The following is a 17,093-nucleotide window of genomic DNA, read 5'->3' as shown; positions in this document are numbered from 1 at the left end:
TTGCCTGCCTGCTACCTCCCTCCACCGAACGGCCCTCGATGAAACCCCTGCTTCCCGAATGGCTCCACCCCTGGCTCGAATTCATCACGCTCGGCCTGCAGGTCATGCTGGTCCTGCTCTCCGCCTGGGTTCTGAACATGCTTGTGCGGCGCATCGTCCGCCGCCTGGGCGAGCGCTACAGCCTGCCGCCCGAACTGATCCTGATCGGTCGGCGCAGCATCGCCTTCATCATCTATGCGGGTGCGCTGCTGACGATCCTGGACCGCTTCGGCGTCTCCGGCACGGTGCTATGGACCGCCTTCACCGGCTTTGCCGCGGTCGCAGCGGTAGCCTTCTTCGCTGCCTGGAGCGTGCTGTCCAACATCTTCTGCACGCTGCTGATCTTCACCACCCGGCCCTTCCGCCTCCACGACCACATCGAGGTGATCGAGAACGGCGAAAAGCCTGGGCTGAAGGGACAGGTGACCGACATCAACCTGATCTACACCACCCTGCACGAGCGCCTGCCCGACGGCAGCGACACCACGCTGCACGTCCCCAACAGCCTGTTCTTCCAGCGCGCGATCCGCCGCTGGCGCAGCCTGCCGCCGGTTTGAAGCGCGTGAGGAGCCGAACCGATGGGCAAGAAAATCATCATCATCGCTTGCCCGAACGGTGCGGGAAAAACCACCTTTGCCTGCTCCTTCCTGCCGGAGGAAGCCCAATGAAGAAGCAGCCATTGCACGAGTGGCAAAGCGTGTAAGCCAAGGCGGGCACAACATCCCGGAAGCTGTGATCCGCCGCCGTTTCGTGGCAGGGCGGCACAACTTCGAGAAACATTACAAAGACAAAGTCAACGCTTGGGCCTTGTACGACAATGCCGGCGCGGAGCCTACCTTACTTGAATGGGGAGAAAGCCAATGACTGCGAATGACATTTCCACCGCCAAAGACCCCGATCTGCGCGCTTCGATGGCAGCCATACGACGAGCAGCAGAGCAAGCCCGCAAAACGGCTATCCAAACGGATACCGGCATCGTCATCGTACGAAATGGCCAAGTGGTTCATGTTCCGGCGGAAGAACTGCAACAACAAGAACGTGAATCGGAACGCAAGTCCTCGACGTCGCCTCGATGAACGCACTATCTGTCCGGAAATGGGTAAGCCGCGATAGGTCGTATTGCGCCGGTTCGATCAGGCCCAGCTCTTGGGCCTGAATCCCTTGAGCACTTGGGGCACAAACTTCAGGCCTTGCGCACGAACTCCGACTTCAGCTTCATCGCGCCGATGCCGTCGATCTTGCAGTCGATGTCATGGTCGCCATCGATCAGGCGGATGTTCTTGACCTTGGTGCCGACCTTCACCACCAGCGACGAGCCCTTGACCTTCAGGTCCTTGATCACGGTGACGCTGTCGCCGTCCTGCAGCAGGTTGCCGTTGGCATCCTTGAACACCTTCGCGGCTTCAACCGCTTCTTCCGCGGATTGCGGCCACTCGTGCGCACACTCGGGGCAGACGTAGTTGCTGCCGTCCTCGTAGGTGTATTCGGAACTGCATTCGGGACATTTGGGCAGACTGCTCATGCTTCCTTCCTTTATTCGATCGTGATCCGCATCGACGGCGCTGGCAGGCCCCGGCGCTTTCGTTCGTCCTCGATCAGTTTTGCGATGTCGGTATTGCGGTTCTGCAGCGCCCACGCATCGGCGGACAAGCCAGCCTCGTTCAGCGCATTCAGATCCGTTTCGGGCATGGCGAGCAGGCGGCGCACGACCTTGATGTGGCCATTGCGCGCCGCAAGCATCAGCGGCGTGGCGAGGTTCGGCGCCTTGGCGTTGACGTCGGCACCGGCAGCGAACAAGGCGTCGAGCATGCCTTCGCGGCCCTCGAAGGCGACGTAGTGCAGCGGCGCCCAGCCCGGGTGGTTCACCTTCGCACCGGCCTTCAGCAGCACGCGGACGACGTCGTCGTAGCCGCCCAGCACCGCCAGCATCAGCGCCGAATCACCGCTGGGGTTCTGCTGGTCGATCGGCACGCCGCGCTGCAGCAGGGCTTCGACCGTGGCAGCCTGGCCTTCACGCGCGGCGAGGATCAACAGGGTGTTGCCGTTGGCGTCGATGCTGTTCGGGTCGATGCCGCCGTCGATCAGCCTGGCGAGACCTTTCGTATCGCCCATCACGGCAGCGTTGCGCGCATCGTCGAAGGTTCCGGCCGCAACTGCGCCCAGGCTGAAGGTGGCAATGGCGGCCGCGGCGAGCAGGCGGCGGACCGAAGGACTGCGGTTCTGGCGCATGGCGGATTCAGGCAGGTCTTTGTGCATGATGGAAAAGTCGGAAGAAGTTGTCGGTGCAGGCCTGCTCGATGCGGGCCAGCGGTTCGTCGCGCAGGCGGGCGATTTCCTCGGCGACATGCACGACCCAGGCGGGTTCGTTGGTCCTGCCGCGATGCGGCACCGGCGCCAGATAGGGCGCGTCGGTCTCGATCAGCAGGCGGTCGAGCGGTACGCGCCTGGCGACTTCCTTCAACTCTTTCGCATTGCGAAAGGTGACGATGCCGGAGAAGGAAATGTAGAAACCCAGCTCCAGCGCGGCGTCGGCCACGTCCTGGCTTTCGGTGAAGCAGTGCATGACACCGCCGGCCTCACCGGCCTTTTCCTCGCGCATCAGCCGCAGAGTGTCTTCTGCCGCGCTGCGGGTATGGATGACGAGCGGCTTGCCGGTTTCGCGCGCGGCGCGGATGTGGGTGCGGAAGCGCTCGCGCTGCCATTCGGGCGCATCCTTCTGCCAGTAGTAGTCCAGGCCGGTCTCGCCGATGGCGACCACCTTGGGGTGGTCGGCCAGCGCGACCAGGCGGGCGACGTCGGGTTCGTCGCAGTCGGCGTAGTCAGGGTGCACGCCCACCGAGGCCCACAAATGCGGATGCCGCTCGGCCAGAGCACGCACCTTCGGAAAATCCTCGAGCTTGACGCTGATGCACAGCGCGGTGCCGACGTCGTTGGCCGCCATGTTGGCGAGCACTTCGTCCTCGCGGGCGATCAGGTCGGGAAAATCGAGATGGCAGTGGGAATCGACGAACATCGGGAAAACCGGAAAGAATGGATCAGGTCGGCAGCGCTCAGATCGTGTGCGTCGGCCGGCTGGAGCTGAGGTGGCCGGCGAGGATCTGCTCGATGCGGCCGCGCAGCACCTTGCTGGCATCGTCGTCCGAGAACTGCACGCCTACACCCTGTGTCTTGCCGCCCTGTGCGCCCTGCGGCGTCAGCCAGGCCACCCGCCCCGCCACCGGATGGCGCGTTGGGTCGTCCATCAGCTGCAGCAGCATGAAGACTTCATCGCCCAGGTTGTAGCTTTTCGGCGTCGGCACGAACAGCCCGCCATTGTTCAGGAAAGGCATGTAGGCCGCATACAGCGCGGATTTCGAGTTGATGTTCAGCGACAGCACGCTCGGGCGCGCCATCTGCGGTTTGGCTTGGCTGCTCATCCTCTTGCTCCGGGGAAGCTGCGCGCATAGCGCAGCAACATGTCTTCGAGAACCAGGCGCAGGCTCAGGGGGTGGCGCGACACCTTGCGGATCTGTGCGATCTCATTGTAGCAGCCGCTCACCGCGGCCACGCTGGCGCGGCTGGCGAGTGCCGACAGCAGTCCCTCCTGGGCCGGGAAGAAGCGCACCCGGCCGCCCAGCCGCAAGGCCGCCAGGTCGCTGACCCAGCGCTGCATCCAGTCGGCGAGTTCGGGCAGGCCGAAGCCGGCCGCCAGCGCCTCCTTCGACTTCAGCCAGGCTTCCCACTGGCCGGCGATGCGCAGCGCATCCGCCGTCTGGAGGTTGGAGACATCGCGCACGAAGCGTTCGAGCAAGGCATCGACACCGCGCTGGGCCATGCGCTCGGCTGCCAGCGGCATGCCGCCGCCGATCGCCAGCAAGGCCTGCATCGAAGGCGGCGCACCTGCCTTCCACTGCGCCAGCGCCGCCTCGTCCGGACGCGAGAACGGCCACTGCTGGCAGCGGCTGCGGATCGTCGGCAGCAGGCGGCGCGGCGCCGACGACACCAGCAGGAACACGCAGCCTGCGGGCGGCTCTTCGAGCAGCTTCAGCAAGGCGTTGGCGGTGAAGACGTTCATCGCTTCGGCGGGATCGAGCACTACCACCCGCCTCGCGCTGTGGTGGCCGGTGACGCTCAGCGCCGACTGCAGCTCGCGGATCTGCTCGATGACGATCTGCCCGGACTTGGCCTTGCCTTCCTTGGCCGGCGCCGCTTCCGAACCCTCGCCTTCGGCGCCGTCGGCAGCACCGGCTGCCGCAGCATCCGCCGCAGGTATCACGCGATGCAGGTCGGGGTGGTTGCCCGCCAGCCGCCACTGGCAGGGCTCGCAGCAGTCGCAGGCGTGGCCGTCGCCAGCGGGGCTGTCGCACAGCAGCCGCGCCGCCAGCGCCTCGGCCAGCTCGCGCTTGCCGAGGCCGGGCGGGCCGACGAACAGCAGCGCATGCGGCAAGCGCCCGCCGAGTTCGACGAGGCGTGTCCACGCAGGCTGCATCCACGGGTGGATCATGGGAACAGACTCTCGCGTACCACACGCTCGATGTCGGCACGGATCGGCTCAGGGGCACGATTCGCATCGACCACGCGGATGCGCCGCGGCGCCTGGCGGGCGCGTTCGAGGTAGGCCTCGCGGACACGCACGAAAAAGTCGCGCTGTTCGCGTTCGAAGCGGTCGGGATCGGCGCCGGTCGAGGCCACACGGGCAGCGGCGGTCTCGGGCGGCAGGTCGAACAGCAGCGTCAGATCGGGCTGCAGCCGGGGATGGACCCAGGCTTCGAGCGCATCGAACTTGTCGCGCGCCAGCCCGCGGCCGCCGACCTGGTAGGCGAAGGTGGCATCCGAGAAGCGGTCGCACACCACCCAGCGGCCGGCCGCCAGCGCCGGTTCGATGCGGGCGGCAAGGTGCTCGCGGCGCGCAGCAAACATCAGCATGGCTTCGGTTTCCAGGTTCATCGGCTCATGCAGCAGCAACTCGCGCAGCCGCTCGCCGAGCGGCGTGCCGCCAGGCTCGCGTGTCTGATCGACCTCGATGCCGCGCGTGCGCAGCAGTTCGACGGTGGCTGCGATCTGGCTGCTCTTGCCAGCGCCGTCGATGCCTTCGAATGTGATGAAGCGCCCGCGCGGAGGCTGTTCGCTGCGAATCAAGGCTTGCTCCCGGATTTGCCGGCGTTGCGGATGAAGCGGTTGACCGCCTGGTTGTGCTCGGCCAGCGTGCGCGAAAACTGGCTGCTGCCGTCGCCGCGCGAAACGAAATAAAGGAATTCGCTCTGCTGCGGCTTCACCGCCGCCAGCAAGGCATCGGGGCCGGGCATCGCGATCGGCGTCGGCGGCAGGCCGCCACGCGTGTAGGTGTTCCAGGGATGATCGGTTTCGAGATGCCTGCGGCGCAGGCGGCCGTCGAAATCGGGACCGAGGCCGTAGATCACCGTCGGGTCGGTCTGCAGCGGCATGCCGATGCGCAGGCGGTTGGCGAAGACCGAGGCAACCAGGCCGCGATCCTCGGCCCGGCCGGTTTCCTTCTCGACGATGGAGGCAAGGATCAAGGCCTCGTAGGGCGTCTTCAGCGGCAGCGCCGGATCGCGCACGGCCCAGGCCTGTTCGAGGCGCTGCTGCATCGCATGGTAAGCACGGCGCAGCACGCCGGACGCGCCCGAACGCTTGTCGAACAGATAGGTATCCGGGAAGAACAGCCCTTCCGGGTGCGGCTCGGCAGCACCGATACGGGCGAGGATTTCCGCATCGCTGAGGCCCACGGTATCCGGGTCGAGTTCGGGGTGGCTTTCAAGCACCTTGCGCACCTGCTTGAAGGTCCAGCCTTCCACCAGCAGCACGTCGGCCTGCGAAACGTCGCCATCGGAAAGTTTCAGCACCAGTTGCCAGGCCGTGATGCCGGCATGGACTTCGTAGCTGCCCGCCTTGATGGAGTTGGCCCGGCCGCCGATGCGGGCGAGCCAGCTCAGCCACACCGGGTTCGACTCCCACGCCGGCCTCGGCGATCACATTGGCAGCCTGGCGCATGCCCAGGCCGCGCGGCACGGTGAAATCCACCACTTCGTTCTTCAACGTCAGCGGACGATGCGCAAACCACGCGCCCAAGCCCGCCACCAGGACGGCCAGCAACGCAAGCAGCAGCACGGAACGAAGCAGAAAACGTTTCATCGTCGATCGACAAGACCATGGCGGGCGCAGGGGCGACCGCCGTTTGGCGGGCGCCTATAATACTGCATCGCACCGCCGGCCTGCCCGGCGCAGCCGCTCCCACCCCAACCCGCTGGAACATACAAGCAAGAACATGACCGCCTGGACCGATTTCCTCGCCCAGCAGGGCGCCAACCTCGCCGGCCACAGCCTCCGCTTTGCCGATCCCGCTGCCGAAGCCCGCGCCGTGGCCGACGCCACCATCGTCGTGCCGCTGCTGCATCTCGGCACGGTGCGCTCGGCCGGCCCCGACTCCGCCGCCTTCATCCACAACCTGGTTTCCAACGAAGTGCAGAAGCTGGCGGCCGACAGCGCAGTATGGAACAGCTTCAACTCACCCAAGGGCCGCATGATCGCCAGCTTCCTGCTCTGGCCCGAGGCCGATGGACACTCGATGGTGCTGTCGGCCGACATCCTGCCGGCCTTCCTGAAGAAGTTCTCGATGTACGTGCTGCGCAGCAAGGTGAAGCTGTCCGATGCCAGCGAAACACTGGTGCTGCTCGGGGTCGGCGGCAACGAGGCCGGCGCGGTGCTCGCCGGCGCCGGCCTCGCGGTGCCGGACGCGGCGATGAAACAGGCCGGCGGCGACGAGACCGGCGGCACCAGCGGCCCACGCTGCGTCCGCCTCGATGAGCGCAACTTCATCGTCGCAGTGGCGGCCGATGCCGCACCGGCGCTGTTCGACGCGCTGCAGGCGGCCGGCGCGGTCAAGGCCGGCACTGGCGCCTGGCAGCTGGCGATGATCCGTGCCGGCATCCCGCTCATCACCCAGCCGACGCAGGAAGAGTTCGTCGCCCAGATGCTGAACTACGATCTGATCGGCGGCGTGAACTTCAAGAAGGGCTGTTACCCCGGCCAGGAGATCGTCGCCCGCACGCAATACCTCGGCAAGCTGAAGAAGCGCATGTATCGCGTCGCCGCCCCGTCCGGCACACCGCAAGCGGCCGCCGGCACCGACATCTACGCGCCGGCCTTCGGCGATCAGTCGGCCGGCAAGATCGTAAATGCCGCAGCGGCGGCCGACGGCGGCTTCGAGGCGCTTGCGGTGCTGCAGACCAGCAGCGCCGAAGCGGGCGAACTCCACCTCGGCAGCGTCGATGGGCCGAGCCTGGCGCTGCTCGACCTGCCCTACTCGCTGGGCTGAGCCTTGCTCAAGCCACACCCGCCCATGTCGAAGCGATGAACACGCCCGATGCCGCGCCGCGCGCCGCCGCCGAGACAGTGCACCTCTACCTGTATTACCGGCTGCGGCCCGATGCCGACGCCCGCTCGGCAGCCGCGCAAGTCCGTGCGATGCAGACCGGACTGGCACGGCGCAGCGGCATCGAGGGCCGGCTGATGCGGCGCGCCGACGACCCGCTGACCTGGATGGAAATCTACGAAGGCGTCGGCGACCGCGCCGCCTTCATGCAGGCGCTGGACGCCGCCGTGCTGGAGCACCGGCTGGCCGGACTGCTGGCGGACGGCGGCGTGCGCCATGTCGAGTGCTTTACCGAATCCATTCGCGAGCGCTGAACCCATGTGCCTGATCGTCTTCGCCTGGCAGAGCCACCCCGACTATCCGCTGGTCGTCGCCGCCAACCGCGACGAATACCTTGCCCGCCCGGCCGCTCCCGCGCACTGGTGGCCCGACGCACCCGACTTGCTCGCCGGCCGCGATCTGGAAGCCGGCGGCACCTGGATGGGCCTGAGCCGCGGCGGCCGCTTCGCTGCGCTGACCAATTACCGCGACCCCAGCCGCCACATCGAAGGGGCGCCGTCGCGCGGCGCGCTGGTCCACAGCGCGCTCGAATCGGCCGACGATGCCGAGACCACGCTGAAACGCCTCGCCGGCGAGAGCGCGGCCTACGCCGCCTTCAACCTGCTGGTCGGCGACGGCGACCGCCTCGGCGTGCTGGAAAGCGCCACCGGCGCGGTCAGGATGCTGACACCCGGCATCTACGGCCTGTCGAACCATCTGCTCGACACGCCCTGGCCGAAGCTGCTGAAGGCGCGTGAAGGGCTCGCCGCGATGCTGCCGCGGCTGCCGGACGACGCCACCGCGCTGGCCCTGCTGCGCGACAGCACGCCGGCCCCCGACCCCCATCTGCCGGAAACCGGCGTCAGCCTGGAATGGGAACGCTGGCTGTCACCCGCCTTCATCCGCGCACCGGGCTACGGCACGCGCTGCTCGAGCCTGCTGATGGTCGATCGCCGGGGCGATACCCGCCTGCGCGAATGGACCTGGGATGCGCATGGCGACGTGTGCAGCGAAGTCACTCATCGCTTCACGGCGCAGGGCAAGACGTGACTGGTGCGACCTCGAAGCCGTCCCATCCCCCTCCGCTCCCGCGCGGCAGAACTTGCTTGCCCCGCCTTCACCCTACCGGCCCGAAGCATCTGCCGGCCAGTCCGCGCTGCCGGGCCGGCGCGCAGGCATGCGCTCGAGCCGCGCCAGCATGCGCTGGGCGATGTTGCCGAGATCGAAGCTGTGCATCGCGTCCAGCGCCGCGCTGCGCGCGCGGATCTGGCCGCGCGACGGCGGGAAGGCCGCATCGGCGGCCGCGAAACTGATGCGGTTGTCGCCCTCTTCCGCCGGAATCGACAGCACGCGGCCGTCGAAGGCCTCGCGCAGCCGCGAGGCGTAGACCGGATAGCGGCTGTCTCCCGCCCAGTGGTTGATGGCCAGCACACCGCCAGGTGCCAATGCCTGGCGGCAGTCGGCGTAGAAGGCCGCGCTGCCCAGGCGTTCGGGCAAACCGGCGGCATTGAAGCCGTCGATCAGCAGCACGTCGGGCGCGCCATCGCCATCACCGCAATCGCGCACATGGTCGGCTCCATCGGCGCAGATCACGCGGAAGCCCTCGCCGTCCGGCGGGATGCCGAAGCGCTCGCGCAGCGCGATCACCTCGGGATTGATTTCCACCGCGGTGAAGCGGACTTCCGGCATCGCATGCAGGCAGTACTTGGCCAGCGAACCGCCGCCGAGGCCGATCATCAGGATGTGGCGCGGCTGCGGCCGGAACAGCAGGAAGCCCATCATCGCCCGCGTGTAGTCCAGCGCCAGCAGATGGGGATAGGTAGTCGACATCATGCTCTGCACCGTCAGGCCGTCGAACTGCAGCGACCGAAGGTCGCCGAAGTCGCAGACAGAGGGGCTGTCGTGCTGCTGTCCGCTCACGCGTTGCCGCCCTGCCGCCCGGTGAGCGAGCGCCGCATCGCCCGGTGCGGAATGCCGGCGTCCATGAAAATTTCGCCGTATTCCTCGAATCCGTGCCGACGGTAGAAATCCAGTGCCTGCACCTGGGCATTGAGCAGCACCTCCGCCATGCCACGCGCGCCCGCTTCCGCCACCAGCGCTTCGAGTACCACCCCGCCTACGCCACGTCCGCGCCAGGCAGCATCCACCGCCATGCGGCCGATGTGGCCGTCAGGCAGCAAGCGGCCGGTGGCGATCACGCTGCCGTCCGCGCCGGTGGCGACGGCATGGCGGCTCTGCGGATCGAATTCGTCCAGTTCGATTTCGGCCGGCACACCCTGCTCGACGACGAACACCCGCATGCGCAGCGGCATCACCCGTGCCTGGGCGCTCGGCCAATCGACGATGCCGATATGCAGCGCGCCGGCCCTGTCCTCGACGTTCTTCATTCGCAAATCTCCACCGGTGTTCCGGCCCGCACCAGTTCGAACAGTTCGATGACGTCGCGGTTGCGCATGCGCACGCAGCCGTGCGACAGCGGCACGCCCATCGGCTGGTCGTCGCCGGTGCCGTGGATGTAGATGTAGCGCCGCATCGAATCGACGCTGCCGAGGCGGTTGCGCCCCGGCTCCTCGCCGCACAGCCACAGGATGCGGCTCAGCACCCAGTCACGCCCCGGATGCGCGGCGGCGAAGTCCGGCGTCCAGCATTCGCCGGTCGGCCGTCGGCCGCGGAACACCGCGCCGTACGGCGCGCCGGCGCCGATGCGGGCACGGATGCGGTGGCGGCCGCGCGGCGTGCGCAGGCTGCCGTTTTCCTCGCCGGCGCCGTTGCGCGCGGTCGATACCGGGTAGCGGCGGATGCAGGCGCCGTCGTCGCCGAACAGTTCCAGGCATTGGCGGCCGATGTCGACGCGGATCTGCATTCAGGCCACCATGGTCTTGTTGCGGCGGGCGGCGAAGAAGTCCGACAGCATGCGCCCGCAATCCTCGCCGAGCACGCCGCCTTCGATCGTGGCATGGTGATTGAGGCGCGTCTCGGCGAACAGGTCGAGCACGCTGCCGGCAACGCCGGTCTTGGGGTCGCGCGCGCCGAACACCACCCGCGCAATGCGGGCGTGCATGATCGCCCCCGAGCACATCGCGCAGGGCTCCAGGGTCACGAACAGCTCGCAGCCCGGCAGGCGGTAGTTGCCCAGCCGAGCGGCGGCATCGCGCAGGGCCATGATTTCGGCATGGGCGGTGGGGTCGTGGCAGCCGATCGGCTGGTTGAAGCCGCGGCCGACGATCTCGCCGTCCAGCACCACGATCGCGCCGACCGGCACCTCGTCGCAGGCGCCGGCCCGGCGGGCTTCTTCCATCGCCGCGCGCATGTAGTCTTCGTCGTTCATCTGCGTGTCCATTTTCCGATGCCATGGATTCTAGCGGACGGGCCCGGGCACGACGTGCCTGCCCATTGATTGATTACAAGAATGGAACAGTTAAGCATCTGCCAAGCTGTTTATCCCGCAGCGCGCTCCGCTTAAGCTGATCGGTGCCATCGAGGCAGTCCTCCTGCCATTCGCACTGCACAGGAACACCACATGTCCAGATCGTCCACACCCAGGCTTCCCAGCCTCTTCGTCTCGCACGGCTCGCCAATGTTCGCCATCGAACCCGGCATTGCCGGAAGCGAACTGCGTTCGCTGGCCGAGAAGCTGCCACGCCCCGAAGCCATCGTCATTGCCTCGCCCCACTGGATGGCTGCGCGGCTCTCGGTGACCTCGGCCGAACGCCCGGAGACCATCCACAACTTCGGCGGCTTTCCGAAACCCTTGTACGAACTGCACTATCCCGCGCCGGGCTCGCCCGCCTGGGCGCAACGAGTGCTGGAGGCACTCGGCGCCGCCGGCATCGCCGCTCAGGCCGATCCGCAGCGCGGATTGGACCATGGCGCCTGGGTTCCGCTGATGCACATGTACCCGGATGCCGACATACCGGTCGTCCAGCTTTCGCTGCACCCCCGATTCGGGCCCGCACACCATCTGCAACTCGGCCGCGCGCTGGCACCGCTGCGCGAGCAGGGGGTGCTGATCATCGGTTCAGGGAGCCTGACCCACAATCTCCATGAATTGCGCCGCGAACCCGGCCCTGTGCACGACTACGTGCGGGCCTTCGCCGGCTGGATCGCCGCCATGCTGGCAGCCGGCGATACCGGCGCGTTGCTGGACTATCGCAGCCGTGCCCCGCACGCCGAACATGCCCATCCCACGGACGAGCACCTGCTGCCGCTGCTGTTCGCTCAGGGCGCGGCAGGCGAGGACTGGCAGGCCCGGCGCATCGCCGCCGACGACGTGCGCTACGGGACACTGGCAATGGACGCTTACGTGTTCGACGATCCAGCCCGGTCGACACCGCGCTAGAAGGGGAACAGCAGCGGCAGCAGGCCGATGACGACCAGCATCACCAGCACGGTGAACGGCACGCCGACACGCAGGAAGTCGCCGAAGCGGTAGTTGCCCGGCCCCAGCACGAGCGTATTCACCGGCGAGGACACCGGGGTCATGAAGGCCGCCGAAGCCGCCAGCGCGACCGTCATCGCGAACGGATAAGGCGACACGCCGAGCTGGGCGGCCAGGCCGATGCCGATCGGCGCCATCAGCACTGCCGTCGCCGTGTTCGACACGAACAATCCGACCACCGCGGTCAGGCCGAACAGCGCCGCCATCACCATCCGCGGCGAGCCCTCGCCGGTCAGCGACAGCATGCCGCCGACGAGCAGGTCGATGCCGCCGGTCTTCTGCAGCGCGGCGGCGAAAGGCAGCATGCCGACGATCAGGATCAGGCTCTGCCAGTGGATGCTGCGGTAGGCGCTGTCCATGTCGATGCAGCGCAGCGCGCCCATCAGCACGCAGCCGATCAGCGCGGCGATGACGTTGGGCACCACGCCGCTGATCATCAAGGCCACGGTGATCGCAAGGCAGGCCAGCGCATGGGGCGCCTTGCGCGCCGCGGGCGCGGCTTCGTCGATCTCCGCCGGCAGCGTCAGCACCAGGAAGTCGTGCGCCTGAGTGTGCAGCAGGCGGATCGATTTCCAGGTACCGGCGATCAGCAGCGTGTCGCCCATCTTCAGCTTTTCGTCGAGCAGGTTGTCGGCCAGCGACTGGCCGTTGCGCCGCAGGCCCATGACGTTCACGCCGCGCCGGGTGCGCATGCGCAGTTCCAGGATGGACTTGCCGATCAGGCTCGAACCGGGCGGAATCAGCACTTCGGCAAGCCCCAGCTCGCGCGACAGTTCGGCGAAATAGTCATCGCGGAAGGCGCGCTGCAGCAGTTTCATGTCTTCAGTGAAGCGCGCGGTCTCCTCCTCGCCGCGGCCGCAATCGACCAGCACGATGTCGCCCGCCAGGATCTCGCGATTGGCGGCGGTGGTCAGCATGACGCGGCCGAACTGGCGGCTGCGCTCGATGGCGATGATGTTGGCGCCGTAGCGCGAGCGCAGCTGCAGTTCCCCCAGGGTGCGGCCGATCATCGGCGAACCGTTCGCCACCATCATGCGGCGGGCGCGGTCGATCAACTGGTAGTCCTCCGCCAGTTCGCGCAGACGCCGGCGGCGGCTCCGTACCGGTGCCTGCGGCGACGCCGGCCCGCCCAGCCAGCTGCGGACGAGGAGCATGTAGGCCACGCCCATGCCGAGCACCACGAGGCCCATCGGCGTGAAGTCGAAGAAGCCGAAACCCGCCTCCCCGACACGGCTCAGCTCCGCATTCACCACCAGGTTCGGCGGCGTGCCGACCAGCGTCAGCATGCCGCTCATCAGCGCCGCGAAGGCCAGGGGCATCATCAGGCGCCGCGGTTCGGCGCCGATGCGCGCGGCGATGCTCAACGTCACCGGAATGAAGATCGCCACCACGCCGGTGGAGCTCATCACCGAACCGAGCAGCGCCACCGCCAGCATCAGCAGCACCAGCAACCGGGTTCTCGTTGCTGCCGGCGCGCTCGACCAGCCAGTCGCCGACACGAAAGGCCACGCCGGTGCGGACCAGGCCCTCGCCGATGACGAAGAAGGCCGCGATGAGGATCACGCTCGGTTCGCTGAAGCCGGCCAGCGCTTCGCCCGCGCTCAGCGTCCCGCTCAGCACCAGGGCGAGCATGGCGCAGATCGCAACCACGTCCACGCGCGGCCGGTTGGCGACGAAGCAGCCGACACACAGGGCGAGCAGCCCGAACACCCACAGCATTTCAGGATTCATGGTCATCGATCGAATGGCACGGAACGCCGGACGGCGAGGAGTGGCAGGCTTTTCCGCAGACGCGAAGCATAAGCGAGAATCATGACGGGCACGCACCGGCACACCATGCAGGCTAGAATCGGGGCTCGCACAGGCACCGCGCCGGAAACGGCGGGCAAAGCCTCTTGGCATCCACATCAAACAGGGACAGGTATCCACGCGATGGAAGCGTTCGAACAACAGATCAGGGCTTTTGCCGCCGACATGGACTCCGAATTGAAGGCTGGCAACCTCAGCTTTCCCACGGTGTTCGACCTGTCCCTGCGCATCAAGAAACTCGCCGACGATCCGAACTCCTCGCTCGAGAGCATCGCCGAGCTGGTGCGTGCCGAACCTCTGCTGAGCGCCAAAGTGCTGCGCATGGCCAACTCCTTGCTGCTGAATCCCTATCAAAGGGAAGTCACCAGCGTGGCCAATGCGATCGCGCGCATCGGCCTGTCCACGCTGCGCTGCCTCGCCTATGCCGTAGCGGCCGACCAACTGGCGCGCGACCACCGCTCACCGCGGATGCGCCTGATCGCCTCGGGCCTGTGGATGCGCTCGATCGACGTCGCCTCATGGGCCTATGCCTTCTCGCGCCACCTGTCGCAGGACAACGCCGACACCGCGCTGCTGGCTGGACTGATGGTCAATATCGGCCAGTTCTACCTGCTGGCCAAGGCAGCCGACTATTCCGCGCTCGAAAACGACACCGTGCGTTTCGCCGAGTTTGTCATGCTCTGGGACGAGCCGATCAAGCGGGCCGTCCTCGAAGCCTTCGAGCTGCCCGATGACATCATCCAGGCCGTCAACCTGGATGCCGAAGGAGCGATCGAGTGGCCGCCGCGCACGCTGGACGATGTCGTTTTCCTGGCCACGCTGGCTGCCGAAACGCCGGACCCGTTCGCCGATCTTCTCGGCATCCGGCGGCGGCCCGAACTGCTCGATGCCAGCCTGGGCAACGACGGCCGGAGCGAGCTCGATTCGCTGATCGAGGCGGCGGAGGCGACGCGCAAGGAAATGCTCGCCGCCGTCAGCAGCTGACGCCCCCACTGCCGGCAGCCATCCCGGCCGGCGCCTTTTGACGCGCCAGCCAGCCCCGGCTGCCGGCCTCCCTCACCCGGCCCGCAGCGCGGCGGCAAGCGCCCTGCCCGCTTCCTGCACGGTTTCTTCCGCCTGGGGAAAGAGTTTTCCCAGCGTGATGAAGCCGTGCACCATCCCATCCACCTGGCGGTAATCCACCTCGCAGCCTGCATCGCGCAGGCTGCGTGCGAAAGCGGCGCAGTCATCGACCAGCGGATCGAACTCCGCCGAAATCAGCATCGCCGGCGGCAGGCCGGCAAGCGACGCTGCGCGCATCGGCGACGCACGCCAGTCCTCGGTATTGCCCTCGGGCAGATAGCGCTCGAAGAACCACTGCAGGGTGCCGAAATCAAGAAAATAGCCTTCGCCATAGTTCTGCCGCGACGGACGTTCGCTGAGGATCTCGGTGGACGGATAGATCAGCAGCAGAAAGCGTGGCCCAACCTCCGCGTCGCGCCGCGACAGCGCGGTGACGATGGAAAGATTGCCGCCTGCGCTGTCGCCCCCCAGGGCAATGCGTCCAGCATCGATGCCCAGCAGGTCGGCCTGCTGCACTGCCCAGTCGAATGCCAGCGCGGCGTCGTCGAGCGCAGCCGGAAAGGGGTGCTCGGGCGCAAGCCGGTATTCGACCGACAGCACCGCGCAGCCCGACGCATTCGCAAGCTGGCGGCACAGCACGTCGTAGCTCGCGACATCGCCGACGCACCAGCCACCGCCATGGAAATAGATCAGCAGCGGCAGAACGTCCTGCGGCGAACTGGACAACGGGCGATACAGCCGCGACAGCAGGGCACTGCCGTCGGCACGCGCCATCGGCACTTCGGTGGTCGATGCCACGGCCGGTGCCTCCGGGCGGAAGGCGAACTGCAGTTTCTGGAAGGAATGTCTGGCCTGTGCGGGCGACAGCTCATGAAACTTGGGCGCGCCGACACGATAGGCCATGTCGAGCAGGGAACGGGCCTCGGGACTCAAGGGCATGATGTTCTACATGGCGCCATCTGTGCGCCGTCATCGGATTCGGGGCCGCAATTCTAGCCGCTCGCTCCCTTCAAGGGGCACATGTGCGCCTCAAGGCACGCCATCAGCGGCCTGAACGAGGCGTAAAATGAATCATCATCCAATGGAGATCGCGCATGACAAAAGACCATGACAACGCAGCCCTCCCCGCCGCCAGCCCCGATACGAACGGCAGCCAGCCGACCGGGCAGAAGACGAAATCGAAGCCCCAGCCCCGCCCGTCAGCCAAATCCGGCTCGCCGGCGAAACGCAGTGCCCGCAATGGAGACATCGCCCCGGACCTGAGCCCGGAAGGCATCGAGAATTTCGAGGTGGATCAGGCGACGAGCGGCGCGCAGGACTCCAAGCTGGTCGCGCTCACCGACATCCTGCAGCGCGAAACCAGCACCGATCCCGCCAAGGCCACGCAAGCGCTCGAAGCGATCCTCGCCGGCGCCTCGCCCGACGACGTCTACATGCTGCGCCGCGCGCTGATGAAGACCGATTCGAAACTCACCCGGGGCGACCAGCATCCCGACGACGAACTGGCCGAGGACTGGCGCAGCGGCGGTTATCCCTACCGCAACCTGATGTCGCGCAAGGCCTACGAAAAGCAGAAGTACCGCCTGCAGGTGGAGTTGCTGAAGCTGCAGGCCTGGGTCAAGGAAACCGGCCAGCGCGTCGTGATCCTGTTCGAAGGCCGCGACGCCGCCGGCAAGGGCGGCACCATCAAGCGCTTCATGGAGCACCTGAATCCTCGCGGCGCGCGCGTCGTCGCCCTGGAGAAGCCTTCCGAGATCGAGCGCGGGCAGTGGTACTTCCAGCGCTACATCCAGCACCTGCCCACTGCGGGCGAGATCGTGCTGTTCGACCGCTCCTGGTACAACCGCGCCGGCGTCGAACGGGTGATGGGGTTCTGTTCGGCCGACGAGTACAACGAGTTCATGCGCCAGGTGCCGGAGTTCGAGCGCAATCTCGTGCGCAGCGGCATCCACGTGATCAAGTTCTGGTTCTCGGTCAGCCGCGAGGAGCAGCGCCGCCGCTTCAAGGAGCGCGAAAGCCATCCGCTAAAACAATGGAAGCTGTCGCCGATCGACCTCGCCTCGCTCGACAAGTGGGACGACTACACCAAGGCCAAGGAAGCGATGTTCTTCTACACCGACACCGCAGATTCGCCGTGGACGGTGGTGAAGTCCGACTGCAAGAAGCGCGCACGCCTCAACGCGCTGCGCTACGTGCTGCACAAGCTGCCCTACGCCAACAAGGACATCAGCACGATCAAGCCGCTCGACCCGTTGCTGGTCGGCCGCGCCAACGTGGTGTATGAACGCGGCGAGAAGGACGGCCTGCCGCTGCTCTGAAGCACCCTCGCGGGCA

The 17,093-nt window shown here is 67.0% G+C and carries 20 protein-coding genes and 2 pseudogenes; 8 read left to right on the top strand and 14 right to left on the bottom strand.

Going from position 1 to position 17,093, the window contains the following annotated elements; genetic code table 11:
* Positions 1–38: 38 nt before the first annotated feature.
* On the top strand, positions 39–596 hold the full coding sequence (locus QM748_RS04210) for a mechanosensitive ion channel family protein (RefSeq protein WP_415245797.1): 558 nt from the start codon (positions 39–41) through the stop codon (positions 594–596).
* Positions 597–899: 303 nt separating this feature from the next.
* The gene (locus tag QM748_RS04205; RefSeq protein WP_341645069.1) at positions 900–1,115 is read left to right on the top strand and encodes a hypothetical protein; all 216 of its coding nucleotides are present in this window, start codon (positions 900–902) and stop codon (positions 1,113–1,115) included.
* Between the two features lie 107 nt (positions 1,116–1,222).
* Here the strand turns inward: QM748_RS04205 and QM748_RS04200 are convergent, their stop codons facing one another.
* The 7 genes and pseudogenes from QM748_RS04200 to mltG form a co-directional block, all read right to left on the bottom strand.
* Positions 1,223–1,561, bottom strand: coding sequence for a zinc ribbon domain-containing protein YjdM (locus QM748_RS04200; RefSeq protein WP_415245796.1), 339 nt, complete (start codon positions 1,559–1,561; stop codon positions 1,223–1,225).
* Between the two features lie 11 nt (positions 1,562–1,572).
* Positions 1,573–2,295 (bottom strand): ankyrin repeat domain-containing protein, encoded by a 723-nt coding sequence (locus tag QM748_RS04195; RefSeq protein ID WP_415245795.1) that lies wholly within the window; start codon positions 2,293–2,295, stop codon positions 1,573–1,575.
* Positions 2,276–3,052, bottom strand: a complete 777-nt coding sequence (locus tag QM748_RS04190; RefSeq protein ID WP_415245794.1) for a TatD family hydrolase — start codon at positions 3,050–3,052, stop codon at positions 2,276–2,278. Before QM748_RS04190 ends, QM748_RS04195 begins: the two co-directional genes overlap by 20 nt.
* A gap of 37 nt (positions 3,053–3,089) precedes the next feature.
* Positions 3,090–3,455 (bottom strand): PilZ domain-containing protein, encoded by a 366-nt coding sequence (locus QM748_RS04185; RefSeq protein ID WP_415245793.1) that lies wholly within the window; start codon positions 3,453–3,455, stop codon positions 3,090–3,092.
* Complete coding sequence (gene holB / locus QM748_RS04180) at positions 3,452–4,522, bottom strand: DNA polymerase III subunit delta' (RefSeq protein WP_415245792.1); 1,071 nt, start codon at positions 4,520–4,522, stop codon at positions 3,452–3,454. The genes QM748_RS04185 and holB overlap by 4 nt, the downstream gene beginning before the upstream one ends.
* Positions 4,519–5,157, bottom strand: a complete 639-nt coding sequence (gene tmk / locus QM748_RS04175) for a dTMP kinase (RefSeq protein ID WP_415245791.1) — start codon at positions 5,155–5,157, stop codon at positions 4,519–4,521. Before tmk ends, holB begins: the two co-directional genes overlap by 4 nt.
* Positions 5,154–6,171: pseudogene (gene mltG, locus QM748_RS04170) on the bottom strand (endolytic transglycosylase MltG). Before mltG ends, tmk begins: the two are co-directional and overlap by 4 nt.
* Positions 6,172–6,304: 133 nt before the next feature.
* Here mltG and QM748_RS04165 point away from each other — a divergent pair.
* The 3 genes from QM748_RS04165 to QM748_RS04155 are packed head-to-tail and all read left to right on the top strand — an operon-like array spanning position 6,305 to position 8,500.
* Positions 6,305–7,354 (top strand): YgfZ/GcvT domain-containing protein, encoded by a 1,050-nt coding sequence (locus tag QM748_RS04165; protein ID WP_415245790.1) that lies wholly within the window; start codon positions 6,305–6,307, stop codon positions 7,352–7,354.
* A 35-nt stretch (positions 7,355–7,389) separates the two neighbouring features.
* A complete protein-coding gene (locus QM748_RS04160; protein ID WP_415245789.1) occupies positions 7,390–7,725 on the top strand; it encodes a DUF4936 family protein in 336 nt (111 codons plus the stop codon).
* A 4-nt stretch (positions 7,726–7,729) separates the two neighbouring features.
* Positions 7,730–8,500 carry an NRDE family protein gene (locus QM748_RS04155; protein ID WP_415245788.1) on the top strand — a complete coding sequence of 257 codons (771 nt, stop codon included), beginning with the start codon at positions 7,730–7,732 and terminating at the stop codon, positions 8,498–8,500.
* A gap of 72 nt (positions 8,501–8,572) precedes the next feature.
* Here QM748_RS04155 and QM748_RS04150 read toward each other — a convergent pair whose 3' ends face one another.
* The 4 genes from QM748_RS04150 to tadA are packed head-to-tail and all read right to left on the bottom strand — an operon-like array spanning position 8,573 to position 10,778.
* Positions 8,573–9,370, bottom strand: a complete 798-nt coding sequence (locus tag QM748_RS04150; protein WP_415245787.1) for a transferase — start codon at positions 9,368–9,370, stop codon at positions 8,573–8,575.
* On the bottom strand, positions 9,367–9,837 hold the full coding sequence (locus tag QM748_RS04145; protein WP_415245786.1) for a GNAT family N-acetyltransferase: 471 nt from the start codon (positions 9,835–9,837) through the stop codon (positions 9,367–9,369). Before QM748_RS04145 ends, QM748_RS04150 begins: the two co-directional genes overlap by 4 nt.
* A complete protein-coding gene (locus QM748_RS04140) occupies positions 9,834–10,313 on the bottom strand; it encodes a L,D-transpeptidase family protein (RefSeq protein ID WP_415245785.1) in 480 nt (159 codons plus the stop codon). The genes QM748_RS04145 and QM748_RS04140 overlap by 4 nt, the downstream gene beginning before the upstream one ends.
* Positions 10,314–10,778: a tRNA adenosine(34) deaminase TadA gene (tadA, locus tag QM748_RS04135; RefSeq protein WP_415245784.1), complete on the bottom strand. Its 465-nt coding sequence runs from the start codon at positions 10,776–10,778 to the stop codon at positions 10,314–10,316.
* 192 nt (positions 10,779–10,970) lie between these two features.
* On the opposite strand from tadA, the gene QM748_RS04130 reads away from it, so the two are divergent.
* The gene (locus QM748_RS04130) at positions 10,971–11,789 is read left to right on the top strand and encodes a DODA-type extradiol aromatic ring-opening family dioxygenase (protein ID WP_415245783.1); all 819 of its coding nucleotides are present in this window, start codon (positions 10,971–10,973) and stop codon (positions 11,787–11,789) included.
* Here the strand turns inward: QM748_RS04130 and QM748_RS04125 are convergent.
* The gene (locus QM748_RS04125) at positions 11,786–13,294 is read right to left on the bottom strand and encodes an SLC13 family permease (RefSeq protein WP_415245782.1); all 1,509 of its coding nucleotides are present in this window, start codon (positions 13,292–13,294) and stop codon (positions 11,786–11,788) included. The genes QM748_RS04130 and QM748_RS04125 overlap by 4 nt on opposite strands.
* Positions 13,295–13,409: 115 nt before the next feature.
* Positions 13,410–13,520 (bottom strand): annotated as a pseudogene (locus QM748_RS04120) (hypothetical protein); the annotation flags it as partial.
* Between the two features lie 300 nt (positions 13,521–13,820).
* Here QM748_RS04120 and QM748_RS04115 point away from each other — a divergent pair.
* Positions 13,821–14,681, top strand: coding sequence for an HDOD domain-containing protein (locus QM748_RS04115; RefSeq protein ID WP_415245781.1), 861 nt, complete (start codon positions 13,821–13,823; stop codon positions 14,679–14,681).
* A 72-nt stretch (positions 14,682–14,753) separates the two neighbouring features.
* Here QM748_RS04115 and QM748_RS04110 read toward each other — a convergent pair whose 3' ends face one another.
* On the bottom strand, positions 14,754–15,698 hold the full coding sequence (locus tag QM748_RS04110; RefSeq protein WP_415245780.1) for an alpha/beta hydrolase: 945 nt from the start codon (positions 15,696–15,698) through the stop codon (positions 14,754–14,756).
* A 155-nt stretch (positions 15,699–15,853) separates the two neighbouring features.
* Between QM748_RS04110 and ppk2 the strand changes: the two genes are divergently transcribed.
* A complete protein-coding gene (ppk2, locus tag QM748_RS04105) occupies positions 15,854–17,077 on the top strand; it encodes a polyphosphate kinase 2 (protein ID WP_415245779.1) in 1,224 nt (407 codons plus the stop codon).
* Positions 17,078–17,093: the final 16 nt, after the last annotated feature.

It is taken from the genome of Thauera sp. (genome assembly GCF_047601425.1).
Taxonomy (GTDB): Bacteria; Pseudomonadota; Gammaproteobacteria; order Burkholderiales; family Rhodocyclaceae; genus Thauera.
Note: the sequence above shows the minus strand (reverse complement) of the source record. Positions and strands in the feature narration are given on the sequence as shown.

Coding starts and splice junctions, on each gene's coding strand:
- QM748_RS04210 (WP_415245797.1), top strand. CDS start 39: ATGAAACCCCTGCTTCCCGAATGGCTCCACCCCTGGCTCGAATTCATC.
- QM748_RS04205 (WP_341645069.1), top strand. CDS start 900: ATGACTGCGAATGACATTTCCACCGCCAAAGACCCCGATCTGCGCGCT.
- QM748_RS04200 (WP_415245796.1), bottom strand. CDS start 1,561: ATGAGCAGTCTGCCCAAATGTCCCGAATGCAGTTCCGAATACACCTAC.
- QM748_RS04195 (WP_415245795.1), bottom strand. CDS start 2,295: ATGCACAAAGACCTGCCTGAATCCGCCATGCGCCAGAACCGCAGTCCT.
- QM748_RS04190 (WP_415245794.1), bottom strand. CDS start 3,052: ATGTTCGTCGATTCCCACTGCCATCTCGATTTTCCCGACCTGATCGCC.
- QM748_RS04185 (WP_415245793.1), bottom strand. CDS start 3,455: ATGAGCAGCCAAGCCAAACCGCAGATGGCGCGCCCGAGCGTGCTGTCG.
- holB (WP_415245792.1), bottom strand. CDS start 4,522: ATGATCCACCCGTGGATGCAGCCTGCGTGGACACGCCTCGTCGAACTC.
- QM748_RS04165 (WP_415245790.1), top strand. CDS start 6,305: ATGACCGCCTGGACCGATTTCCTCGCCCAGCAGGGCGCCAACCTCGCC.
- QM748_RS04160 (WP_415245789.1), top strand. CDS start 7,390: ATGAACACGCCCGATGCCGCGCCGCGCGCCGCCGCCGAGACAGTGCAC.
- QM748_RS04155 (WP_415245788.1), top strand. CDS start 7,730: ATGTGCCTGATCGTCTTCGCCTGGCAGAGCCACCCCGACTATCCGCTG.
- QM748_RS04145 (WP_415245786.1), bottom strand. CDS start 9,837: ATGAAGAACGTCGAGGACAGGGCCGGCGCGCTGCATATCGGCATCGTC.
- QM748_RS04140 (WP_415245785.1), bottom strand. CDS start 10,313: ATGCAGATCCGCGTCGACATCGGCCGCCAATGCCTGGAACTGTTCGGC.
- tadA (WP_415245784.1), bottom strand. CDS start 10,778: ATGAACGACGAAGACTACATGCGCGCGGCGATGGAAGAAGCCCGCCGG.
- QM748_RS04130 (WP_415245783.1), top strand. CDS start 10,971: ATGTCCAGATCGTCCACACCCAGGCTTCCCAGCCTCTTCGTCTCGCAC.
- QM748_RS04125 (WP_415245782.1), bottom strand. CDS start 13,294: ATGAGCTCCACCGGCGTGGTGGCGATCTTCATTCCGGTGACGTTGAGC.
- QM748_RS04115 (WP_415245781.1), top strand. CDS start 13,821: ATGGAAGCGTTCGAACAACAGATCAGGGCTTTTGCCGCCGACATGGAC.
- QM748_RS04110 (WP_415245780.1), bottom strand. CDS start 15,698: ATGCCCTTGAGTCCCGAGGCCCGTTCCCTGCTCGACATGGCCTATCGT.
- ppk2 (WP_415245779.1), top strand. CDS start 15,854: ATGACAAAAGACCATGACAACGCAGCCCTCCCCGCCGCCAGCCCCGAT.